The sequence below is a fragment of the Erysipelothrix aquatica genome, assembly GCF_009828825.1.
GTDB lineage: Bacteria > Bacillota_I > Bacilli_A > Erysipelotrichales > Erysipelotrichaceae > Erysipelothrix > Erysipelothrix aquatica_A.
In genome coordinates, this window is sequence record NZ_WTTA01000001.1 from 301702 (window position 1) to 320695 (window position 18994).

Annotated in this window: 17 protein-coding genes; 15 read left to right on the plus strand and 2 right to left on the minus strand. The window is 36.5% G+C overall.

Features of this window, described 5'->3' with window-relative positions:
• Positions 1 to 2: 2 nt before the first annotated feature.
• The 15 genes from GVV22_RS01505 to GVV22_RS01575 all read left to right on the plus strand — a co-directional run bounded on the left by GVV22_RS01505 (position 3) and on the right by GVV22_RS01575 (position 16747).
• A complete protein-coding gene (locus GVV22_RS01505; RefSeq protein WP_159648442.1) occupies positions 3 to 1196 on the plus strand; it encodes a glycosyltransferase family 4 protein in 1194 nt (397 codons plus the stop codon).
• Between the two features lies 1 nt (position 1197).
• Positions 1198 to 2217, plus strand: coding sequence for a polysaccharide biosynthesis protein (locus GVV22_RS01510; RefSeq protein ID WP_159648443.1), 1020 nt, complete (start codon positions 1198 to 1200; stop codon positions 2215 to 2217).
• Positions 2214 to 3323 (plus strand): NAD-dependent epimerase/dehydratase family protein, encoded by a 1110-nt coding sequence (locus GVV22_RS01515; RefSeq protein ID WP_159648444.1) that lies wholly within the window; start codon positions 2214 to 2216, stop codon positions 3321 to 3323. The genes GVV22_RS01510 and GVV22_RS01515 overlap by 4 nt, the downstream gene beginning before the upstream one ends.
• Positions 3324 to 4451, plus strand: coding sequence for a non-hydrolyzing UDP-N-acetylglucosamine 2-epimerase (wecB, locus tag GVV22_RS01520; RefSeq protein WP_159648445.1), 1128 nt, complete (start codon positions 3324 to 3326; stop codon positions 4449 to 4451).
• The gene (locus tag GVV22_RS01525; RefSeq protein ID WP_159648446.1) at positions 4448 to 5638 is read left to right on the plus strand and encodes a glycosyltransferase; all 1191 of its coding nucleotides are present in this window, start codon (positions 4448 to 4450) and stop codon (positions 5636 to 5638) included. Before wecB ends, GVV22_RS01525 begins: the two co-directional genes overlap by 4 nt.
• Positions 5639 to 5825: 187 nt before the next feature.
• Positions 5826 to 6791: a glycosyltransferase family 2 protein gene (locus GVV22_RS01530; protein ID WP_159648447.1), complete on the plus strand. Its 966-nt coding sequence runs from the start codon at positions 5826 to 5828 to the stop codon at positions 6789 to 6791.
• 10 nt (positions 6792 to 6801) lie between these two features.
• Complete coding sequence (locus GVV22_RS01535; protein WP_159648448.1) at positions 6802 to 8286, plus strand: O-antigen ligase family protein; 1485 nt, start codon at positions 6802 to 6804, stop codon at positions 8284 to 8286.
• 97 nt (positions 8287 to 8383) lie between these two features.
• The gene (locus tag GVV22_RS01540) at positions 8384 to 9340 is read left to right on the plus strand and encodes a glycosyltransferase family 2 protein (protein ID WP_159648449.1); all 957 of its coding nucleotides are present in this window, start codon (positions 8384 to 8386) and stop codon (positions 9338 to 9340) included.
• A 2-nt stretch (positions 9341 to 9342) separates the two neighbouring features.
• Entirely contained in the window at positions 9343 to 10389 is a 1047-nt protein-coding gene (locus tag GVV22_RS01545) for a hypothetical protein (RefSeq protein ID WP_159648450.1), read from the plus strand.
• Positions 10389 to 11558, plus strand: a complete 1170-nt coding sequence (locus GVV22_RS01550; RefSeq protein WP_159648451.1) for a glycosyltransferase — start codon at positions 10389 to 10391, stop codon at positions 11556 to 11558. The genes GVV22_RS01545 and GVV22_RS01550 overlap by 1 nt, the downstream gene beginning before the upstream one ends.
• The gene (gene murJ, locus GVV22_RS01555; RefSeq protein ID WP_159648452.1) at positions 11555 to 13057 is read left to right on the plus strand and encodes a murein biosynthesis integral membrane protein MurJ; all 1503 of its coding nucleotides are present in this window, start codon (positions 11555 to 11557) and stop codon (positions 13055 to 13057) included. The genes GVV22_RS01550 and murJ overlap by 4 nt, the downstream gene beginning before the upstream one ends.
• 164 nt (positions 13058 to 13221) lie before the next feature.
• On the plus strand, positions 13222 to 15003 hold the full coding sequence (locus tag GVV22_RS01560) for an NTP transferase domain-containing protein (RefSeq protein WP_159648453.1): 1782 nt from the start codon (positions 13222 to 13224) through the stop codon (positions 15001 to 15003).
• Positions 14993 to 15955 carry a DMT family transporter gene (locus GVV22_RS01565; RefSeq protein ID WP_159648454.1) on the plus strand — a complete coding sequence of 321 codons (963 nt, stop codon included), beginning with the start codon at positions 14993 to 14995 and terminating at the stop codon, positions 15953 to 15955. Before GVV22_RS01560 ends, GVV22_RS01565 begins: the two co-directional genes overlap by 11 nt.
• A 53-nt stretch (positions 15956 to 16008) precedes the next feature.
• The gene (locus GVV22_RS01570; protein WP_159641274.1) at positions 16009 to 16371 is read left to right on the plus strand and encodes a PaaI family thioesterase; all 363 of its coding nucleotides are present in this window, start codon (positions 16009 to 16011) and stop codon (positions 16369 to 16371) included.
• A gap of 64 nt (positions 16372 to 16435) precedes the next feature.
• Positions 16436 to 16747: a DsrE family protein gene (locus tag GVV22_RS01575; RefSeq protein WP_159648455.1), complete on the plus strand. Its 312-nt coding sequence runs from the start codon at positions 16436 to 16438 to the stop codon at positions 16745 to 16747.
• A gap of 152 nt (positions 16748 to 16899) precedes the next feature.
• On the opposite strand, the gene deoB is transcribed toward GVV22_RS01575, so the two are convergent.
• Together deoB and GVV22_RS01585 are read right to left on the minus strand one after the other, a co-directional pair.
• Positions 16900 to 18087 (minus strand): phosphopentomutase, encoded by a 1188-nt coding sequence (gene deoB, locus GVV22_RS01580; RefSeq protein ID WP_159648456.1) that lies wholly within the window; start codon positions 18085 to 18087, stop codon positions 16900 to 16902.
• Positions 18074 to 18988: a tyrosine-type recombinase/integrase gene (locus tag GVV22_RS01585; RefSeq protein WP_159648457.1), complete on the minus strand. Its 915-nt coding sequence runs from the start codon at positions 18986 to 18988 to the stop codon at positions 18074 to 18076. Before GVV22_RS01585 ends, deoB begins: the two co-directional genes overlap by 14 nt.
• Between the last annotated feature and the right edge of the window lie 6 nt (positions 18989 to 18994).

Below are 18994 nucleotides of genomic sequence, written 5' to 3' on the forward strand. Positions count from 1 at the left end.
CTATGAATGTACTATTTCTGAGTTCAACGCATGCTGGCGTCGTCGACAAGGGAATTTATTCCGATCTTATGTTGTATTTCGCAACACAAGGCCATACTGTTACGATTGCCTATAGCAGCGAATCACCTTCAGTCGAAGTATCCGATTCATATGTTCATGACAATATTCGTTATGTCATGAGCAAATCCGCAAAACTCACAAAAAATAAAAATATGATTCAAAAAGGAATTGCGACAATTACGTTTGATGCAAAGCTCAAACGTACGATAAAAAAAGAACTTGCCAATGAGACCTATGATATTGTTCTTTACGCAACGCCACCAGTAACAATCGTAAGTACGCTCAAGTATTTACACAAAACAAATCCCAATGCATTCTTCTATCTAATGCTAAAGGATATTTTTCCACAGAATGCAGTGGACTTAAATATTATGGGAAAAGGAATTATTTACCGATATTTCAAGCATATGGAAAAACAACTGTATGCATTATCTGATTTCATCGGAACCATGTCACCTCGAAACTTAGACTATATCGTTGAAAAAAATCCGGATCTTGCTGATAAAGTTGAAGTACTTCCCAATACGACAAGTCTTAACACCGATGAAGGGAAACCTTTGACCCGAAACGAATTAGGATTACCTGAGAATAAGAAACTGCTGTTCTATGGTGGAAATTTGGGATTACCTCAATCTGTACCATTCATCCTGGAATGTTATGAGAAAATCAAAGACCGAGAAGACCTTGGTTTCGTAATTGTTGGAAGTGGCGCTCAGGCTGATCTGATTACCGATTACATAGCAAACGAAAAACCACAGTCGCTCTACTATTTCAAACACAAACCCCATCATGAATACATTCAAGTGATGGCGCAGTGTGATGTTGGTTTGGTATTCTTAGACCATAAATTTACCATTCCTAATTATCCGCAGCGAATTCTTGCATATATGGCACAAAGCATGCCAATCATCTGTGCAACAGATGAAAGTAGTGATATCGGAACAATCGCAGTTGCAAATAATTATGGTTTCGCAGTATCAAGTAATGATTCCAGTCAGTGGCTTGAAGCAGTGGATGAACTAATCAACAATCCTGATAAAGCTATCCAAATGGGTGAGGCGGCATTCACTTACCTCAAAAACCATTACACAAGTGACAAAGCATATGACATTATCATGAAACACATGGAGGTATAACATGGACGAGAATACAATTATTTTAATCACCGGTGGTACAGGTTCTTTTGGACACGCAGTCGTTAGACGTTTACTTAACGATAATCTTGCTAAAGAAATTCGCATTTTATCACGTGATGAAAAGAAACAAGATGATATGCGTAAAGAGTTTAATGATGACCGACTTCAATTCTATATTGGCGATGTACGTGATAAATCATCACTAGCATATGCAGTGCGTGGTGTTGATTTTATCTTCCATGCTGCAGCATTAAAACAAGTTCCATCCTGTGAATTTTTCCCAATTGAGGCAGTAAAAACGAATGTAATCGGAACCGATAACGTACTAGAAGTTGCGATTGAAAATAATGTAAAGCGCGTTGTTTGCCTTTCAACCGACAAAGCCGCATATCCAATCAATGCAATGGGGATCTCCAAAGCGATGATGGAAAAAACATTCATCGCTAAAGCACGACTCGCACAATCAACAGGAACTGTAATCTGTGGAACGCGTTATGGCAACGTCATGGCATCCCGCGGATCAGTTATTCCATTGTTCTTTGACCAAATTAAGCAAGGAAAAGCACTGACAATTACTAATCCTCAAATGACACGTTTCCTTATGTCACTTGAAGATGCTGTAGATCTCGTTCTCTTTGCATTTGAAAATGGGGAACCCGGCGATCTTTTTGTTCAGAAATCACCCGCAAGCACGATCGAAGATCTTGCAACAGCAATTTTAGAAATGACACATTCAGAAGTCGGTACACGAATCATTGGAACTCGTCATGGAGAGAAAGTTTCTGAAACACTCTTAACACGCGAAGAATTTGTGAAAGCAGATGATTTAGGAGAGTACTACCGCGTACCTATGGATCAAAGAAGCTTAAACTATGATAAATATTTCATTGATGGTGAAGAACATCCAACTGATGCAGAATATAACTCTGATAACACATACCGTCTCAATGTCGAAGAGATTAAAGAACGACTCGCAAATTTATTCGAAATTCAAGATGAACTTTCGAGGTTTCAATCATGAAGGTTCTGGTCACAGGCGCTTCAGGATTCATTGGTAAAAACCTTATTGCATCACTTCATAACCTTGGTTATGAGGTTTTTGCGTTTGATAGAGAATCTACACAAGAAGACCTCATTTTGTACACTAAAGAAGCCGATGCTGTTGTTCATTTAGCAGGAATAAACCGACCTGAAAATCCTTCTGAGTTTAAAGAGGGTAATACTGATCTAACTCAGCAAATTTGCGATTTGTTGGTCCAACATCAGAATCAAGCACCGTTTATCCTCTCAAGTAGTATTCAAGTTTCCTTAGATAATGCTTATGGACAAAGCAAGCGTGATGCAGAAATCATAGTGAAAAATCACGCTGCTAAAAACCATAGCCGTATTATTATCTACCGTTTTTCAAATCTGTTTGGAAAATGGTCGCGCCCTAATTACAATTCTGTTGTTGCGACATGGTGCTACAACATCAGTCGAGGTCTTGAAGTAAGTTTATCTGATCCAAATGTCTCACTAACTCTAGAGTATATTGATGATGTAGTACATGAATTAATTCGTGCAATCAATGGCAATCCAAATATTGATGATAAGTCCATTGCGACAGTTCCTGTCTCACATACCGTAACATTACAAGAACTTTTGAATCTCATTCAATCCTTCAAGCAATCTCGAATTGATCTAAGAATTCCAGATGTTGCGGATCCATTGACACGAAAACTATATAGTACGTATTTAAGTTATCTAGATATTAATGATTTCTCGTATCCGTTAATGACGCATTCCGATAACCGTGGAAGTTTCACGGAAATATTCAAGAATGACCATGCGGGACAAGTTTCTGTAAATATATCGAAGCCTGGAATTACAAAAGGAAATCACTGGCATCATTCAAAAATTGAAAAATTTTTGGTTGTCCAAGGCGAAGGAACATTTCAATTTCGACATATTATTACAAATGAAATCATTGAATATCAAATCAATGATAAGAATATGACTGTTGTTGATATACCCCCTGGATATACTCACAATATTATTAATACCGGAGCAATCGATCTTGTCACCATTATTTGGGTGAACGAGTATTATGATCCAAATAATCCAGATACATATAGCATGGAGGTTTAAATGAAAAAGTTAAAAGTTATGACTGTCGTTGGAACACGACCAGAAATCATTCGTTTATCAGCAGTAATCAACCGTCTTGAAAGTAGTGATGCTATTGAACACGTTCTCGTTCATACAGGGCAAAATTACGACTATGAATTAAATGAAGTCTTTTTCAAAGATTTTAACATTCAAAAACCTGATTATTTCTTAGAAACTGCGACAGGACAACCAATAGGAACAATTGGTAATATTCTCATTAATATTGAGCCAATTTTACAAAAAGAGGCACCGGATGCATTCTTGGTACTTGGCGACACGAATAGTTGTTTATGCGCGATTGCTGCGAAACGAATGCACATTCCGATTTTCCATATGGAAGCAGGGAATCGTTCCTTTGATCAACGAGTACCCGAAGAAACAAACCGTAAGATTGTTGATCATATATCTGACATCAATCTTACTTACAGTGATATCGCACGTGAGTACTTGCTACGCGAAGGCATTTCATCTGATCGAATCATTAAAACCGGAAGCCCAATGTTTGAAGTTATTGAATCACGACGTCAAGACCTTGCAAACAATACCATATTGGCATCACTTGGGCTTCGTAAAGGACACTATTTCGTGGTGTCTGCCCATCGTGAAGAAAACATTAGTTCTGAGGTGAACTTCATGAATCTTGTGGATACACTCAATACCATAGCTGAAGTTTATGATATGCCAGTTATTGTCAGTACACATCCACGAACACGAAATATGATTGAGAAGAAAAATATTTCGTTCCATTCTAATATTCAAATTCTCAAGCCAATGGGATTTAACGATTATGTTACGTTACAAATGCACGCAAATGTAACACTTAGTGATAGTGGTACGATTTCAGAAGAATCTTCAATTTTGGGATTTAAAGCACTAAATCTTCGAGAGGCACATGAACGTCCCGAAGCGATGGAAGAGGCTTCTGTCATGATGGTTGGACTTCACAAAGACCGCATTCTTCAAGCATTACGCGTTCTCGAGACACAATCAACCGAAACATTACGAAGCGTTGCCGATTACAGCATGCCTAATGTCTCAGAAAAAGTATTGCGAATCATCATTTCCTATACTGATTATGTTAATCGAACAGTTTGGCAAAAATCATGAAAATACTCTTTATAAATTCAGTTGTAGATTTCGGTAGTACAGGAAAAATTGTACGACAACTGTCCGACGCGCTCATTCAAGAAGGCCATGAAACACTGATTGCATATGGTCGAAATTATGACGCGAGTGCTACCAATTCATATTACATTGGCGATAAACTGGCGACGTATTGGCATGTTGGTATGACAAGACTATTTGGTCAACACGGACTTCACTCGAATAAAGCAACAACTAGGCTGATTCGAAAAATCGAAAGCTACAATCCTGACGTCATTCACATACACAATATTCACGGATACTACCTTAACGTTAAAATGTTGATGAATCATTTGAAAAATAGACCTCATACACGTATCGTCTGGACCCACCATGATTGCTGGGCATTTAGCGGGAGTTCGGCATATTTTTCTTATAGTGGATGCAAGGTATGGGATCAGGGTTGTGTTGAATGTGTATCAACAAAAGAGTATCCTGAAGTTAAACTTTTCGCGAATCAAAAAGAAAATTTTAAATGGAAACGCGAAGCTTTTTCAAACTTTAACAATCTAAATATTGTGGTTCCTTCTGAATGGCTAAAAAATCTTGAAATGGATACATTTTTTAATGAATATCCAATTACGAGAATTTACAATGGCATCGACTTAGAAGTCTTTAAACCGCAAGAACCAACCCAAAATAAAAAAATAGAAATTTTAGGGGTGGCAAATTTATGGGAAACGCGCAAAGGCTTGCAAGATTTTATTGAACTTGCAAAGCGCTTGGATGAGCGTTATCACATAACACTAGTTGGTGTTAGTGAATCACAAATTACAACGTTGCCCCAAAACATAACAGGAGTTCAACGTACAAATAACCAACAAGAGCTGGTTCAACGCTATAGTGATGCCAATGTCTATTTGAATTTGAGTGTCGAAGAAACTCTCGGTATGACGACAATTGAAGCACTTGCTACTGGAACACCTGTTATCACTTATGATAAGACTGCTGTGCCTGAAGTTGTCACAGAAGCAGTAGGGAAGGTTGTTGCAGCAAATGATATTGATGCCTTGGTGAATACACTTGAGACATTCTCATTTGATGCGTATACTGTTGATCAATGTGTTGCACGCGCACATGAATTTGCAAAAGAAACGATGATCAAAAACTACATGAAAATGCTTATTAATAAAGAAACAGCGGATGGATAAATTTGCTGTTTCTTCATTTATGTGAATGTTCACATATCCGTATGTTTTTGATCAAATTGTAATACAATAGATAGTGCAGATTTCACTAATATACAAAGGAAATTATGCATTTTCAAAAACTTGAACACATAATTTATCAATGATATAATTGTTCTAGTTTTGCCAAAATAGAGAAAGGGATATAAAGATGACAATCAGTGTAATTGTACCCGTATACAACGTCGAAAAATATCTTGCAAAGTGCCTTGATTCACTTGTGAATCAAACACATAAAGAATTCGAAATCATACTTGTTAACGATGGATCAACAGACAGCAGTCAATCAATTATTGAATCGTATCAAGCGCAATACCCACAACGAATAATACTTATTAACCAGGAAAATGCAGGTCAAAGTGCCGCACGTAACCGAGGAATTCAAGAAGCTAAAGGGAAATACATCTACTTCTTAGATAGTGATGACTACATTAAACCAGATACATTAGCTATTATGTATAAAACAGCAGAAATGAATAAATTGGATTATGTTATTGATGGCTTTGAACAGGTTGACGAAGATGGCATTAAACTTAGTACCTATTCAATACCAACAATTCCTCATAATGTCGTATTTGATCCCCGAACCAATGATGAATTGTTCTTGATTCATAATTCTGTATGGAATCGACTATACGTTCGAGATTTAATTATAGATAACGAGCTTCATTTCATGTCAGGTGTTTGGTACGAAGATCTTCTCTTTGGACATCAATACCTCATTTATGCAAAAAGAGCGATGGTTATTAACCAACAATTCTACTACTATGTTCAACGTCCAGGTTCAATTATGTCCTCAATGACGTCTGAAAAAAACCTCGATATTAAGATAGTATTTGACGAGCTCATTAAGTACTATAAGGAAAAACGTGTGTATGGACAATATAAAGAGCTTATCGAATTTATGGCAATTAATGAATTCTATATTGCAACCATGGTACGGTTAATTCGAACCAATACGATGGACTTAGCACATCAAGTGCGCGATGCTTTCGAAGCATCTTTCCCAAATTACCAAAAGAACCCACGTATCGCAAGTTTCCCTATGAAACGAAAACTTGTGTACAAACTTTTAAACATGAAAATGTATCGAATACTCGCAAAATTATTTAAGTAAGGAACCGTATATGAATATTTATGAAGACAAACCACAGCTAATATCAACACGAACAGTTATGATTTCCTTTGCTGTTGTTATGATCATCCAGCCTTTGTTTGACATTATGTCATACTTCACTAATCAAATTGGAATTACGTCAATATCAACACTTGTACGATTTGGTTTGCTAGGGCTTGTAACACTCTTTGGATTTATTATTTCTAAGCGCAAAGGTCGATATTTTATTTGTGCAGGAGTGCTTGCCGCATTTTTTGCATTGCACTTTATGGCCAATTATCTGGCCGGTTACTTGTCAATTGGATCAGACATTGCCATGTATGCACGTGTCATCCAATTGCCACTCTTTTTTCTTGCGTTCTTAGATGTCTTTGACGTCATGAAAAAAGAATACTCAACTGAAGAAATTAATCATTATGTCAACAAACTCGTTGTTGGAATTTTGCTCACAATCACAGCATCCATTGCCTTATCATACGCAGTCGGTATGCCTGAATACACCTATAACAATGGTCTCGCAGGACCACACGGCATCAAAGGATGGTTCTTAAACGGAAATTCACAGAGTGTGATTTTGTGTGTCGTTGTCTCGATTACTTTAATGACCGCTGTTCAATCTAAAAACTGGTTCATTACTATCGGGCTCTTTGCAATCGGTTATGGTTCCTTGTTCTTCTTTGGAACAAAGTTATCCTTCTATGCAATGTATTTAATTTCAGCAGCATTAATCGTTATCATTCTTCTTTCAAAAGAAAAACAATGGTTAAAAATCTTACTCGTTATCGTCGCAATTGTTTCTGTCAATGCATTTAGAACACAATCGCCAATGTATGTAAATACTTACTACACCGATCAATCATTTGCGGAATGGCAGCATCAAATTGAGGATATAGAGAAAGAGGATCCTACAAAACCAACGAATCCAATTTCAGTAAAAACAGATAGAGCATACTTCGAACAAAATCGTGAGCTGTATATTAAAACATATAGCTTGAACTCTAAATCTCTAGTCGATGTTTTTGGAATTGATCGTGTTGCCGAAAAATACGATTATACTTTAGATGCTACAATTCTCATCAATAATCGTAATATTAAGCTCGTTGCTGCATCCTTAGTCTATGATGATGCGTCAACTTTACAACATGTATTTGGATTCGAACAACAACGTTACTATGTTGGCGGCGAGAATTTTGATTTAGAAAATGACCTTCATGGTATATTCTATTCATATGGTTATGTCGGCTTTGCAATGTACCTTGGATTCATTCTTTATGTGCTACTACGTGGTATTTATAGTTACTTCTTTAGCAAGGAATTCCGATTCAACCAAAATTTAGCAATTTATCTTGTCGCATTAGGATTAATCATGGGTGCTTCGCAGTTCTCTGGGCATGTACTTAAAAGACCGAATGTTGTCTTCTACATTTCGCTTGTAATGGCACTTGTAACCATTAATTCGGAAACAATCCTAAAACGGTTTAGAATAAAAAAATAGATGCTTCGAGGGGTCAGTGGTTTTTCCATTGACCCCATGATATTGAAGCGGTTCAGACTAAATGGTAAAATAAGACTATGAAATTAAGAGGGATTCTATGATAAAAATAAGTGTCATCATACCAGTATATAATACTGAAGAATATATTGGAGAATGCTTGGATTCATTAATTAACCAAACATATCCCAATATGGAAATAATTGCCGTTGATGATGGATCAACAGATGGAACATTAGACATTATGAAATCATATGAGATGCAGTATCCAGATAAATTAAAAGTATTAACACAAGCAAATCAAGGTCAAGCAGTTGCGCGAAACCATGGTTTAGAGTTTGCTACTGGTGATTACCTGGGATTTGTCGATAGCGATGATTGGGTTGATAAAGATATGTATGAAAAAATGATGAATCAAGCAACTACTACATCGGCAGATATTGTCATTGTAGATATGGTAGATCATTTTCCAAATCGAACAATCTACCATCATGCATCCGTATTTGATAATAAATTTAAAGTTACACCATCTGCGTGCAACAAATTATTTAAACGAGATTTTGTAGGGGATGTCCGTTTCCCAAAAGGGTTATGGTATGAAGATTTTTGTTTCACAACAAAACTACTCTTCAAAACAGATGCAATTGCAACGATTCATGAAGGACTTTATCATTGTCATGCTCGTGAAGTTTCAACGATGTTCAATAATAACTCCGAGAAAAATCTAGATATGATTGTAATTTTGGATGAATTAAAAGACTATCTACACAAACAAAATTTATGGGATAGCAATAAATACGTATTCAATTATTTGATTGTTGACCACGTGCTTATTACGACGATCAACCGTGTCTCGACACAAAAAAACGAGGCTAAAAATAGCGTCATTAAAGAGCTTCGCCGGTATGCAACCAGCAACGACGTATCCATTGCAGAAGCTCAAAATAATTTCAATATACCCAACAAACGCGCGCTGATTGCGAAATTAAATCTAAAGGGAATGCACGCTGTTTCTAGGACAATATTAAACATGACTGCAAAAATTAAGCGAGGATAAATATGAAAAATATACTAATACCAACCGGTTACATGAGTTCGGGATCATCCGCTGTAACAAACATAGTTTCTGAGTTTGACGGCTATTTTGCTGACTATGGTACTCATGAGTACGTATTCTTACACTGTCCTAACGGGTTGTTTGACTTAGAAGATAAATTGCTTGTAGGTAATAACGCAATTCGTAGTGATGAAGCAATGCATTCATTTCACAATACGATGAAAATGCTCTATAACAAAAAGTATTGGTGGGTTGGCCATTACAATGAAACATTTGGCAAAGACTTTTTGAAATATACTGAAGAGTTTATGGAGTCTATAACAACGCTTAAAACAACACAGTATTGGTACTATCAAGAGAATACGAACTTTAGAATGGCAATTCGTTTAACGTGGAACCGTATTCTAAAACTCGTTACAATGAATAAAGTAAAAGGGAAGAAGCCACTTCTTTATCCTGAAATGTGGTTGGCAATACCAACTGCAGAAGAATTTTATGATGCTTCTAAAGTCTACTTGGATAAACTATTCCATATGATTGGTAATGACAAGAGGGCACTCATTTTAGACCAATTTTTATTACCATTTAACCTACACAGATATGAAAACTATTTTAACGATCATATTAAAGTCGTGGTAGTCGAACGAGATCCGCGTGATGTCTTCTTATTAAACAAATACGTTCATATTGCATCCGGAGAATCTGTTCCATATCCAACTGATGTCGTTCACTTCTGCAAGTACTACAAACGGATGCGTGAGAGTGAAAAAGTTTTCGATAACCCTAATATCCTACGCCTTAACTTTGAATCATTAATTTATGACTATGATGCATCTCTACAAAAAATTATGAACTTACTTGAATTGGATGAGTCTGCTCATGTTCGTAAATATGAAAGCTTCAATCCGGATATTTCAATCAACAATACCCAAGTCTTTACTAATCGAGTGGAATATGAAGCTGAAGTAAAGGTCATTGAACACGAATTAAGCGATTATTTGTTTGATTTTCCATATGAACGCGAAGCAAATCAGAAGGTCACATTCTAATGAATAGCTCGCGAAATATCTATATTACAAGTCTTCATATGCAGCATGGAGGCGTTGAAAAAGTTATTGCGTCTCTAGCAAATATGTTTGCAGAATTTGATTACAATGTCGAAATTTTATGTACTTATAATTTAGGTCCTATGGCATATCCATTGGATAGTGCAGTTAAAATCACTTATCTGACAGAAAACGCGCCAAATCGTGATGCCTTCAAAGCTGCTCTCAAATCAAAAAATCCATTCAAAATTTTAAGTGAGGGATACAAAGCATTTAATACCTTGCGCCTCAAAAAACAATCGATGATTCATGCGATTAAAAACATTGAATCTGGAACGATAATTTCGACACGCAACGAACATTCTGTTTTACTATCAAAATATGGTCATAAAAATGTCCATAAAATTGCACAACTTCACCACGATCATAACTTTGATGAAGCACTAATTAAAGACTTTAGATATAATTACCAAAATATCGACGATTTCTTACTTCTGACACCTGGACTAACTGAAGAGGTGCAAGAAATAATGATGTCCACAAACCAACATACACATTGTTTAACGATGCCCAACTTTATTGATGTAGCATCACCAGATCAAATGGCAATAAAACAAAAACAAGTTATAGCTGCCGGTCGTTTGCATACTGATAAAGGTTTTGATCGTCTCCTTGATATTTGGGCAATTTTTGTAAAAAAACACCCAGATTATCAATTAAAAATATATGGGGATGGTCCACTACGTAATGACCTAACCGATAAAGCATCGAAACTTCAAATTACATCGACTGTATCGTTTCCAGGAAACATAGACAATGCCGATTTAATTACAGAAATGGGATCATCAGTGGCTTATGCTCTAACATCCATTTCAGAAGGTTTTGGTTTAGTGCTTATTGAAGCCATGAGTCAATATACTCCAGTTATTGCATATGATGTTCGTGCATCACCCTCAGCAATCATTACTGATGGTGTTGACGGGTATTTGATCAAAGAAAATGATGCTCAAAATTTTGCAGATAAATTGGCATTACTTGCAACAGATGACAGGTTGCGCGACACAATGTCTCACAATGCTCAGAAAACGTCACAAAAATACACTAAGGAATATATACAAAATAGCTGGTTGGATCTTATCGAAAACCATTCAGTCAAAAAGGAGTTAAGATGAAACGTATTACCATTTTAATGATGTTATTATCCATCCTATCGAAACTGTTTGGTTTCGCTCGAGAAATAACATTATCAACAACCTATGGCGCAGGTGCCATATCAGATTCATTTATATTTGCTTACAACCTTCAATCGACATTGTTTTCAGTCTTCGTTGCGGCTTTCGTAACAGGATTTATTCCCATGTTTACACGAATTGAACGTGAAGATGGAGAAGAACGGGCGATTGAATTTACGAATAATGTACAAAATGTCATGCTCGTCATTGCTATTATCGTAAGTGCTCTGGTATTCATTTTTACAGAGCAATTCATATCAATTCTTGTACCACTAGCCACTCCAGAAGCACTTTCTTATATGATTCCATTTACGAAAGTAGCCATCTTTACGGTTATGTTTACTTGTGTTATTCAAATACTAACAGGTTTTTTACAAATCCGTAAAAGTTTCTTATTCCCAGTAGCACTTGCTTTCCCAATGAATATCATCCTAATTGGAACAATCATTTTATCTAAATCTACATCGGTTAATATTCTTCCGTATGGAATTTTATTCGCATACGGAACACAAGCGCTTCTCATTATGCTCTATGCTCGAAGAAAAGGATTCAAGTTTAAGTTTCACCTCGATCTACACGACAAGCACTTACATACTATGCTTATCCTTGCGATTCCACTCATTATCGGTTCAGCAACCTCAACAATCGGAGGATTGGTTAACCAAGGGCTCGCATCGGGGATTAATGGTGGTATCTCACATGTCAACTATGCAACAAAAATTGGAGGTATGGTTGAGGGAATCTTCGGTATGGCAATTGTGTCAGTCATGTATCCAACGCTATCCGCAGCTGTAGCCAACCGAGAAATGGATAAAGCTGAGCACGAATTTCAACATTCGCTAAACTCATTACTCATTTTCATCATTCCATGTGCATTAGGAATGGTATTATTGGCACAACCAATCGTTGAATTTGTATATATGCGTGGTGAATTCAGTATGGATGAAGTACTCGTTCTTGCTCCTGTATTTAAAATGTACAGCTTAGGACTCGTTAGTTATTCAGTTTATGGCTTACTTGCTCGTGTATTTTATTCATTCCAAAACACACGAACACCGATGCTTGTTTCTATTATGAATATTTCAATCCAAATTGGACTAGGCCTCTTATTAGCAAATATGATTGGCTTACACGGAATCACTTTAGCAATGGCTATTGCATCAACTATCGGAATGATCACACTTTTATCGCTAGCTATGCGATTGTTTGATAATTTCAATTATCGTTCATTCTTTAAAGAGTTAGGTAAAATTGTTGTCGCAGCTATCATAATGGGAGTTATTGTCAAATTTGGTCATAACATGTTTGTGGGTATGATGTCCGATAAAATTGCTCTAATTGTAACAATTGCGGTCGCAGGAGTATCCTATCTCATAACTCTATTAATTCTTAAAGTTGACGTCATTAATGATTTAGTAATATCATTCAAACAACGTTAATAATTAGAATCCAACCTAAGCACTGATTGAAACACCAATCAGTGCTTTTTATTTGTTTATAAAGCTAACATTATCATTTTATTAATCGAAATTGAGCTCAGAGATGGCTTTTGTTCAAAAAAGTGTGTAAAATATAAGAAAATGAACGAATGGAGTTTTAACGAATGAATATAGACTTATTAAGAACATTGAGGCTCATCAGCGAAACTTCTTTGACGAATCAACGTCAATTAAGTATGCAGTTGAATATCTCACTGGGGAAAATAAATCGTATTGTAACGGAACTACAAGAGCAAAAATTAATTGAAGCACACGTAGTTCCATATCACATTACTGCCCAAGGTATTGATTTACTTAAAGAATATCGTGTCGATAGCGCGATTATTTTAGCTGCTGGGATTGGCGAACGTATTGTTCCTTTATCATTTGATAAACCAAAAGCGTTACTTCGCGTTAAAGGAGAACGTCTTATTGAACGTCTCATCGAGCAATTGCATGAACGTGAAATTTACGATGTCACAGTTGTTATTGGGTACATGAAAGAAAAAATGGAGTACTTGAGTGATAAGTATGGCGTAAAACTTATCTACAACCCCCAATTTGATGCAACGAATAGTGTCACTTCGCTTTCGTTAGCTTCAAGCCAAATAAGAAATACTTATATCATCCCATCAGATGTATATTTTACAGAGAACATTTTTAATAAATATGAATTTCAATCATGGATTGGTGCAGTTAATGATCCCAACAAACCAACGTATTGGTCGATTGAAACTGGAACAAACAAACGTGTTACAGCAATTATGGGTGATTCCGAGGCAACAACTGTTAATACAATTTATGGACCATCCTATATTGCCAAAGAAGAAGCTCGTGCATTATCCCATTATGTGCAAAATGATAGTCGGTTGAGTTTTAAATCAGGTTTCTTCTGGGAAAATTCGATTGCGGATCATTTAAAAGACTTTCCAATCTATGCGAATATCTTTGAAAATTCAATCATTTATGAATTTGACACTTTTGAACAACTTCGGGAATTCGATGCAGCGTACCAGGATGATTCTCAAAGCCGAATCATTAGTATTATTTGTGATGTCTATAATATTACGCCACTTGAAATAAGCGATATTCAAACACTAAAAAAAGGAATGACAAACGACTCTTTCCTTTTTACCGTTCGAAACAAACGCTTTGTATTTAGAATGCCTGGACGTGGTACAGACGCCCTCATTAACCGTAAGGAAGAGGGGGATGTCTATACTCAAATTGATCCACTTCGCATCGCAGATAGCCTGTATTACTTTAATCCAGATACTGGGTATAAAATTTCGCGCTTCTATGATGGTGCAAAACCAATAACATATGATGATTACCCAACAGCATTCGCAATTTTACGCAACTTACATACAAGTAATCTTCATGTTGATCACGAATTTATACTAAGTGAGCGTATTAAATTCTATAAGTCGCTTTGCGATGATGCTGATGCTACATACTTTGAAGATTTTGATGAAGTATCTAGTATTGTTGAAGAAGTCGTTACAATTATTGAAGCCATGAATCGCCCTAAAGTTCTTGCACATATCGATCCAGTTATCGATAACTTTATTAAAATCCAAGATGGAACGATTAAACTAATAGACTGGGAATATGCAGCAATGGCGGATCCATATCTTGATCTTGCAATGCATGCAATTTATAGTGGATTCAATCAAAATCAAATTGATGATATAACTGCGATATATTTAGAGGAACAACCTACTGACGTCCAACAACATCTCGTTTATGGTTATGTCGCACTCGGTGGATTCCTGTGGGCGCTCTGGACTTTATTCAAGGAAGCAAAAGGAGAGAACTTTGGAACATACGGCCTTGAACAATATCAGTATGCACGAACTTATGGTAGAAAATTCTTAGAATTTTATAGGAGTGAACATGAAGCGTAATGGAACTTTAATTGGTCTTGGATCAGGTCTCTTTTGGGGACTTGATACAGTTTTACTTGGAATTGCGACATCTTCCGCATTATTTCTTACAACACTTGCAGAAACGTCACCTTTAATTACAACGTTTCTCCATGATGGCGCATCGTTTGCCTTTTTGATGGTCATTATTCTACTTCTTGGGAAACATAAACAATTCCTATCAACTCTACGTTCTAAAGCAGGGCTCGTAATCATTGGGGCTGCACTTCTTGGTGGACCAATAGGAATGACAGGTTATATTTTATCAATTAGAAATTTAGGACCTTCGATATCTGCAAGTATTTCAGCGGTTTATCCGGCCTTTGGTCTTATTTTAGGATACATCATTCTAAAAGAAAAATTGAAACTCAGAGCCATTGCAGGGATAATACTTTCCATCGCAGCAATCGTTTTTATGGGTTTGAGTACAATTGGAGATATTCCAGATATGATGGCGGGATTATTCTTTGCCCTAATGTGTGTCATAGGGTGGGGTAGTGAAGCAGTCATCATTGGCGCCGCATTAAAAGATGACGTACCAGCAGAAATTGCTCTAGCAATTCGACAAATGGTAAGCTTTTTAACATACGGCTTGATCATCATTCCAATAATTGGTTACGATAAAATATCATTAATCGGACTCACAAATCCAAGCCTGTGGTTGATTCTTTTTACAGGTGTTATTGGATCCATTTCATACTTGTTCTACTACAAGGCAATTGCGCTAATTGGACCTGGAAAAGCCATGGGTTTAAATATCACATATCCGGCTTGGGCATTCTTGTTTAGCTATATATTTATGGGAGATTTCGACTTAAAAACGCTTATATTTGTAATCATAATCTTTATTGGTGCCATCATGAGCATGGATGATCCGACTGAACTTATTCCATTTCTAAAAACTTCACAAGCCGAAGCACAAGAAAACAGTTAAAAAGACACTTCGGTGTCTTTTTTATGATAGAATTATCACAGTGAGGTTACAAAATGCATATTAATAATTACATGACAAACAATGATATTGAAGTAGTCGATTCAGGTATTGATTTCGCAACAACCCGAGTCGAATTTAGTGAAAAATTAACAAACTATTATGGTTATTTTCATGGAGGCTTATACTTTTCGATGGCAGATTCAGCTGCAGGAATTGCAGCTCGTAGCAATGGATCGAATTATGTGACGCTTAATGCAAACATTAACTTTATGGTTGCTGTTAAATCAGGTCATATTTACGCAAAAGCGCGAGTCATTTCGAGAACATCGAAAATATGTCTTGTGGAAGTAAATATTTTTGACGATCACGACCGTTTGGTTAATTCCGGGACATATACGATGTATCGGGTTCAATAATATCTTCAATATCTTCGTGATTAAAATCTTGATATTGATATAATGAATATAGGAGGTTTATCATATGAAAACAGTATTTCACGTAAATGATGCACGGAATTTAGATGCTGCAGTGGCTAATATCGAAAACTTACTTGTATTTGAACCCATTGAACAAATTATTCTCGTAATCAATGGTCCAGCTATTAAAGTAGTTAAAGACAGTCCACAGATTGTTAAATTGGTTGCAATGGAAAAAGTTACTGTGTATGCATGTAACAATGCAATGAAGGCACATGATATTGATTATGTCCTTGAGGGCGTAAAAGTTGTACCAGCGGGTGTTTATTCTTTAACTCAATTGCAACTTACAGGTTTTGCATATATTAAACCTTAAACAGTCGGTTAATTCAGACTGTCTTTTCTTTTATTCGCTACTTCGCATAATGTATATTATGTATCTTTCATATCACCAAAGTTGAAGCACTATGAAGCAATATGATTAATTATTAATATGAATAATAAAAAAACCGCTTTTGCGGTTTTTAACTATTTGAGTAATGAAAGTACAGAGTGGCCATTTGCAGTTGGTTCTGCACCGAAGTTATCGGCTACTGTTGCACCAAGGTCCGCAAATGTTTCATTTTTTGGAAGCATTCCACTACCCTCAAATGATGGTGAGTAATAAAGTACTGGAACTTCTTCACGGGTATGGTCGGTTCCATGATGAATTGGATCGTTACCATGGTCAGCAGTGATGATCAGTAAATCATCTTCTTTAATCAATGGTAACAATTGACCGAGTTCTTTATCGAACGTTTCAAGTGCTTCACCGTATCCAATTGGATTACGTCGGTGTCCGTACAATGCATCAAAATCAACTAAGTTAACAAATAAGAATCCATTAAAATCAACATCTTTAACGATACGAATTGTTTCTTCCATTCCGTGAGAATTGCTCTTAGTACGGAATGACTCTGTAATACCTTCATTATCGAAAATATCCACAATTTTTCCAACACTGATTACATCTTTTCCAATTGCTTTCAAGGAATCCAGTGCTGTCTTGCCAAATGGTTTTAGTGCATAATCATGGCGGTTGGATGTACGTGAAAATTCACCTTTACGAGGTCCAACAAATGGTCTTGCGATGACACGCCCTACTTTCCATTCGTCTTTCATGGTTAATTCACGAGCAATCTCGCATACACGATACAACTCGTCCAGTCCAAAAATTTCTTCGTGAGCAGCAATTTGGAGTACGGAATCTGCTGATGTATAAACAATCATTTTCTTTGTAGCCATGTGTTCTTCACCGAGTTCATCGAGAATCTCTGTTCCACTTGCTGACTTATTACCAATGATTCCATAACCAGTACGTGCTTCAAGTTCATCTAATAGTTCTTTAGGAAAACCAGTTTCGGTAAACGTAATGAATGGATTTTGAATATTGAGTCCCATCATTTCCCAGTGACCAGTCATTGTATCTTTTCCGTTTGAAGCTTCAATCATCTTTGTATAGTAAGCTGCCGGACGATCAACAGGGTTTACACCTTGAATTTTATGTAGATTTCCAAGACCCAGTTTTTCCATATTCGGCATGTTAAGTCCATTCATACGCTCAGCGATATGACCAAGTGTATCGGAACCTAAGTCACCGAATTTTTCAGCATCATGAGCAGCACCTGCTCCGACTGAATCCATAACTATGGTAATTATACGATTATATTTCTTCATCTGTATTGCCTCCTTTATTAGCAAATGTACCTACCAAAAACTGATCATACTCTTTCTTGAGTGCATCTTTTGATACGTGCGTATAAATTTGGGTTGTGCGGATATCCTGGTGTCCCAAAAGCTCTTGTATCACACGTAAATCTACACCAACATCAAGAATGCTTGTAGCAAATGCATGCCTTAAAGTATGGGCGGAAATAGCAGTACTTAAATTCATTTCCTTACTTCTTAATTTTATCATATTGTGAATGTATTGTCGTGTAACTTGGTCACCTTTTGAACCAACAAATATATATTCACTAGAGCTTACAAGCCACACAGGCCTAACTAATTGAATATAGGTATCCAATGCTTCTTGCACATCACCTGTTATCGGAATAACGCGTTGCTTGTTCCCCTTGCCCACGATTCTTAAAAGTTTTTCTTGTGGATAGTAATTGCTAAAGGTTAAATTGGTACATTCACTGACTCGAAGACCGCAGCGATACATGACTATAAGTAATGCATAATCAAATGTATCTTTAGGCGTCTTTCGAGCAAAGGATAATAACGTCACAATTGCCTCATTTTCGGCTATGTATGGTAGCCTTTGACCCTGGTTTTTTAGGGTCATATATTGTGTGGGGTCATGTTGTGTTACATTCGTTTTAACAAGGTACTGATGAAATTGTCGTATGCTTACTACTTTGTGCTGAAGCGTTGATGGTGCATAACGAGACTGAATGGATGTCATATAGGAAGTTATATGTCTATATTCAATCATTTCTGGTGTTTGAATGTCTTGGGTCTCAAGAAATTCTATATAATCACGTACGTCAGTGAGATACGATTTAACGGTTAATTCGGATTTGGGATCAATAAATTGAATGAAATGATTGAAGTCATTGAGATATTTTTTCATTTCATC

Bases quoted from the DNA above. Each gene is read 5' to 3' on its own strand.
- GVV22_RS01505 (WP_159648442.1), top strand. From the start codon at position 3: ATGAATGTACTATTTCTGAGTTCAACGCATGCTGGCGTCGTCGACAAG.
- GVV22_RS01510 (WP_159648443.1), top strand. From the start codon at position 1,198: ATGGACGAGAATACAATTATTTTAATCACCGGTGGTACAGGTTCTTTT.
- GVV22_RS01515 (WP_159648444.1), top strand. From the start codon at position 2,214: ATGAAGGTTCTGGTCACAGGCGCTTCAGGATTCATTGGTAAAAACCTT.
- wecB (WP_159648445.1), top strand. From the start codon at position 3,324: ATGAAAAAGTTAAAAGTTATGACTGTCGTTGGAACACGACCAGAAATC.
- GVV22_RS01525 (WP_159648446.1), top strand. From the start codon at position 4,448: ATGAAAATACTCTTTATAAATTCAGTTGTAGATTTCGGTAGTACAGGA.
- GVV22_RS01530 (WP_159648447.1), top strand. From the start codon at position 5,826: ATGACAATCAGTGTAATTGTACCCGTATACAACGTCGAAAAATATCTT.
- GVV22_RS01535 (WP_159648448.1), top strand. From the start codon at position 6,802: ATGAATATTTATGAAGACAAACCACAGCTAATATCAACACGAACAGTT.
- GVV22_RS01540 (WP_159648449.1), top strand. From the start codon at position 8,384: ATGATAAAAATAAGTGTCATCATACCAGTATATAATACTGAAGAATAT.
- GVV22_RS01545 (WP_159648450.1), top strand. From the start codon at position 9,343: ATGAAAAATATACTAATACCAACCGGTTACATGAGTTCGGGATCATCC.
- GVV22_RS01550 (WP_159648451.1), top strand. From the start codon at position 10,389: ATGAATAGCTCGCGAAATATCTATATTACAAGTCTTCATATGCAGCAT.
- murJ (WP_159648452.1), top strand. From the start codon at position 11,555: ATGAAACGTATTACCATTTTAATGATGTTATTATCCATCCTATCGAAA.
- GVV22_RS01560 (WP_159648453.1), top strand. From the start codon at position 13,222: ATGAATATAGACTTATTAAGAACATTGAGGCTCATCAGCGAAACTTCT.
- GVV22_RS01565 (WP_159648454.1), top strand. From the start codon at position 14,993: ATGAAGCGTAATGGAACTTTAATTGGTCTTGGATCAGGTCTCTTTTGG.
- GVV22_RS01570 (WP_159641274.1), top strand. From the start codon at position 16,009: ATGCATATTAATAATTACATGACAAACAATGATATTGAAGTAGTCGAT.
- GVV22_RS01575 (WP_159648455.1), top strand. From the start codon at position 16,436: ATGAAAACAGTATTTCACGTAAATGATGCACGGAATTTAGATGCTGCA.
- deoB (WP_159648456.1), bottom strand. From the start codon at position 18,087: ATGAAGAAATATAATCGTATAATTACCATAGTTATGGATTCAGTCGGA.
- GVV22_RS01585 (WP_159648457.1), bottom strand. From the start codon at position 18,988: ATGAAAAAATATCTCAATGACTTCAATCATTTCATTCAATTTATTGAT.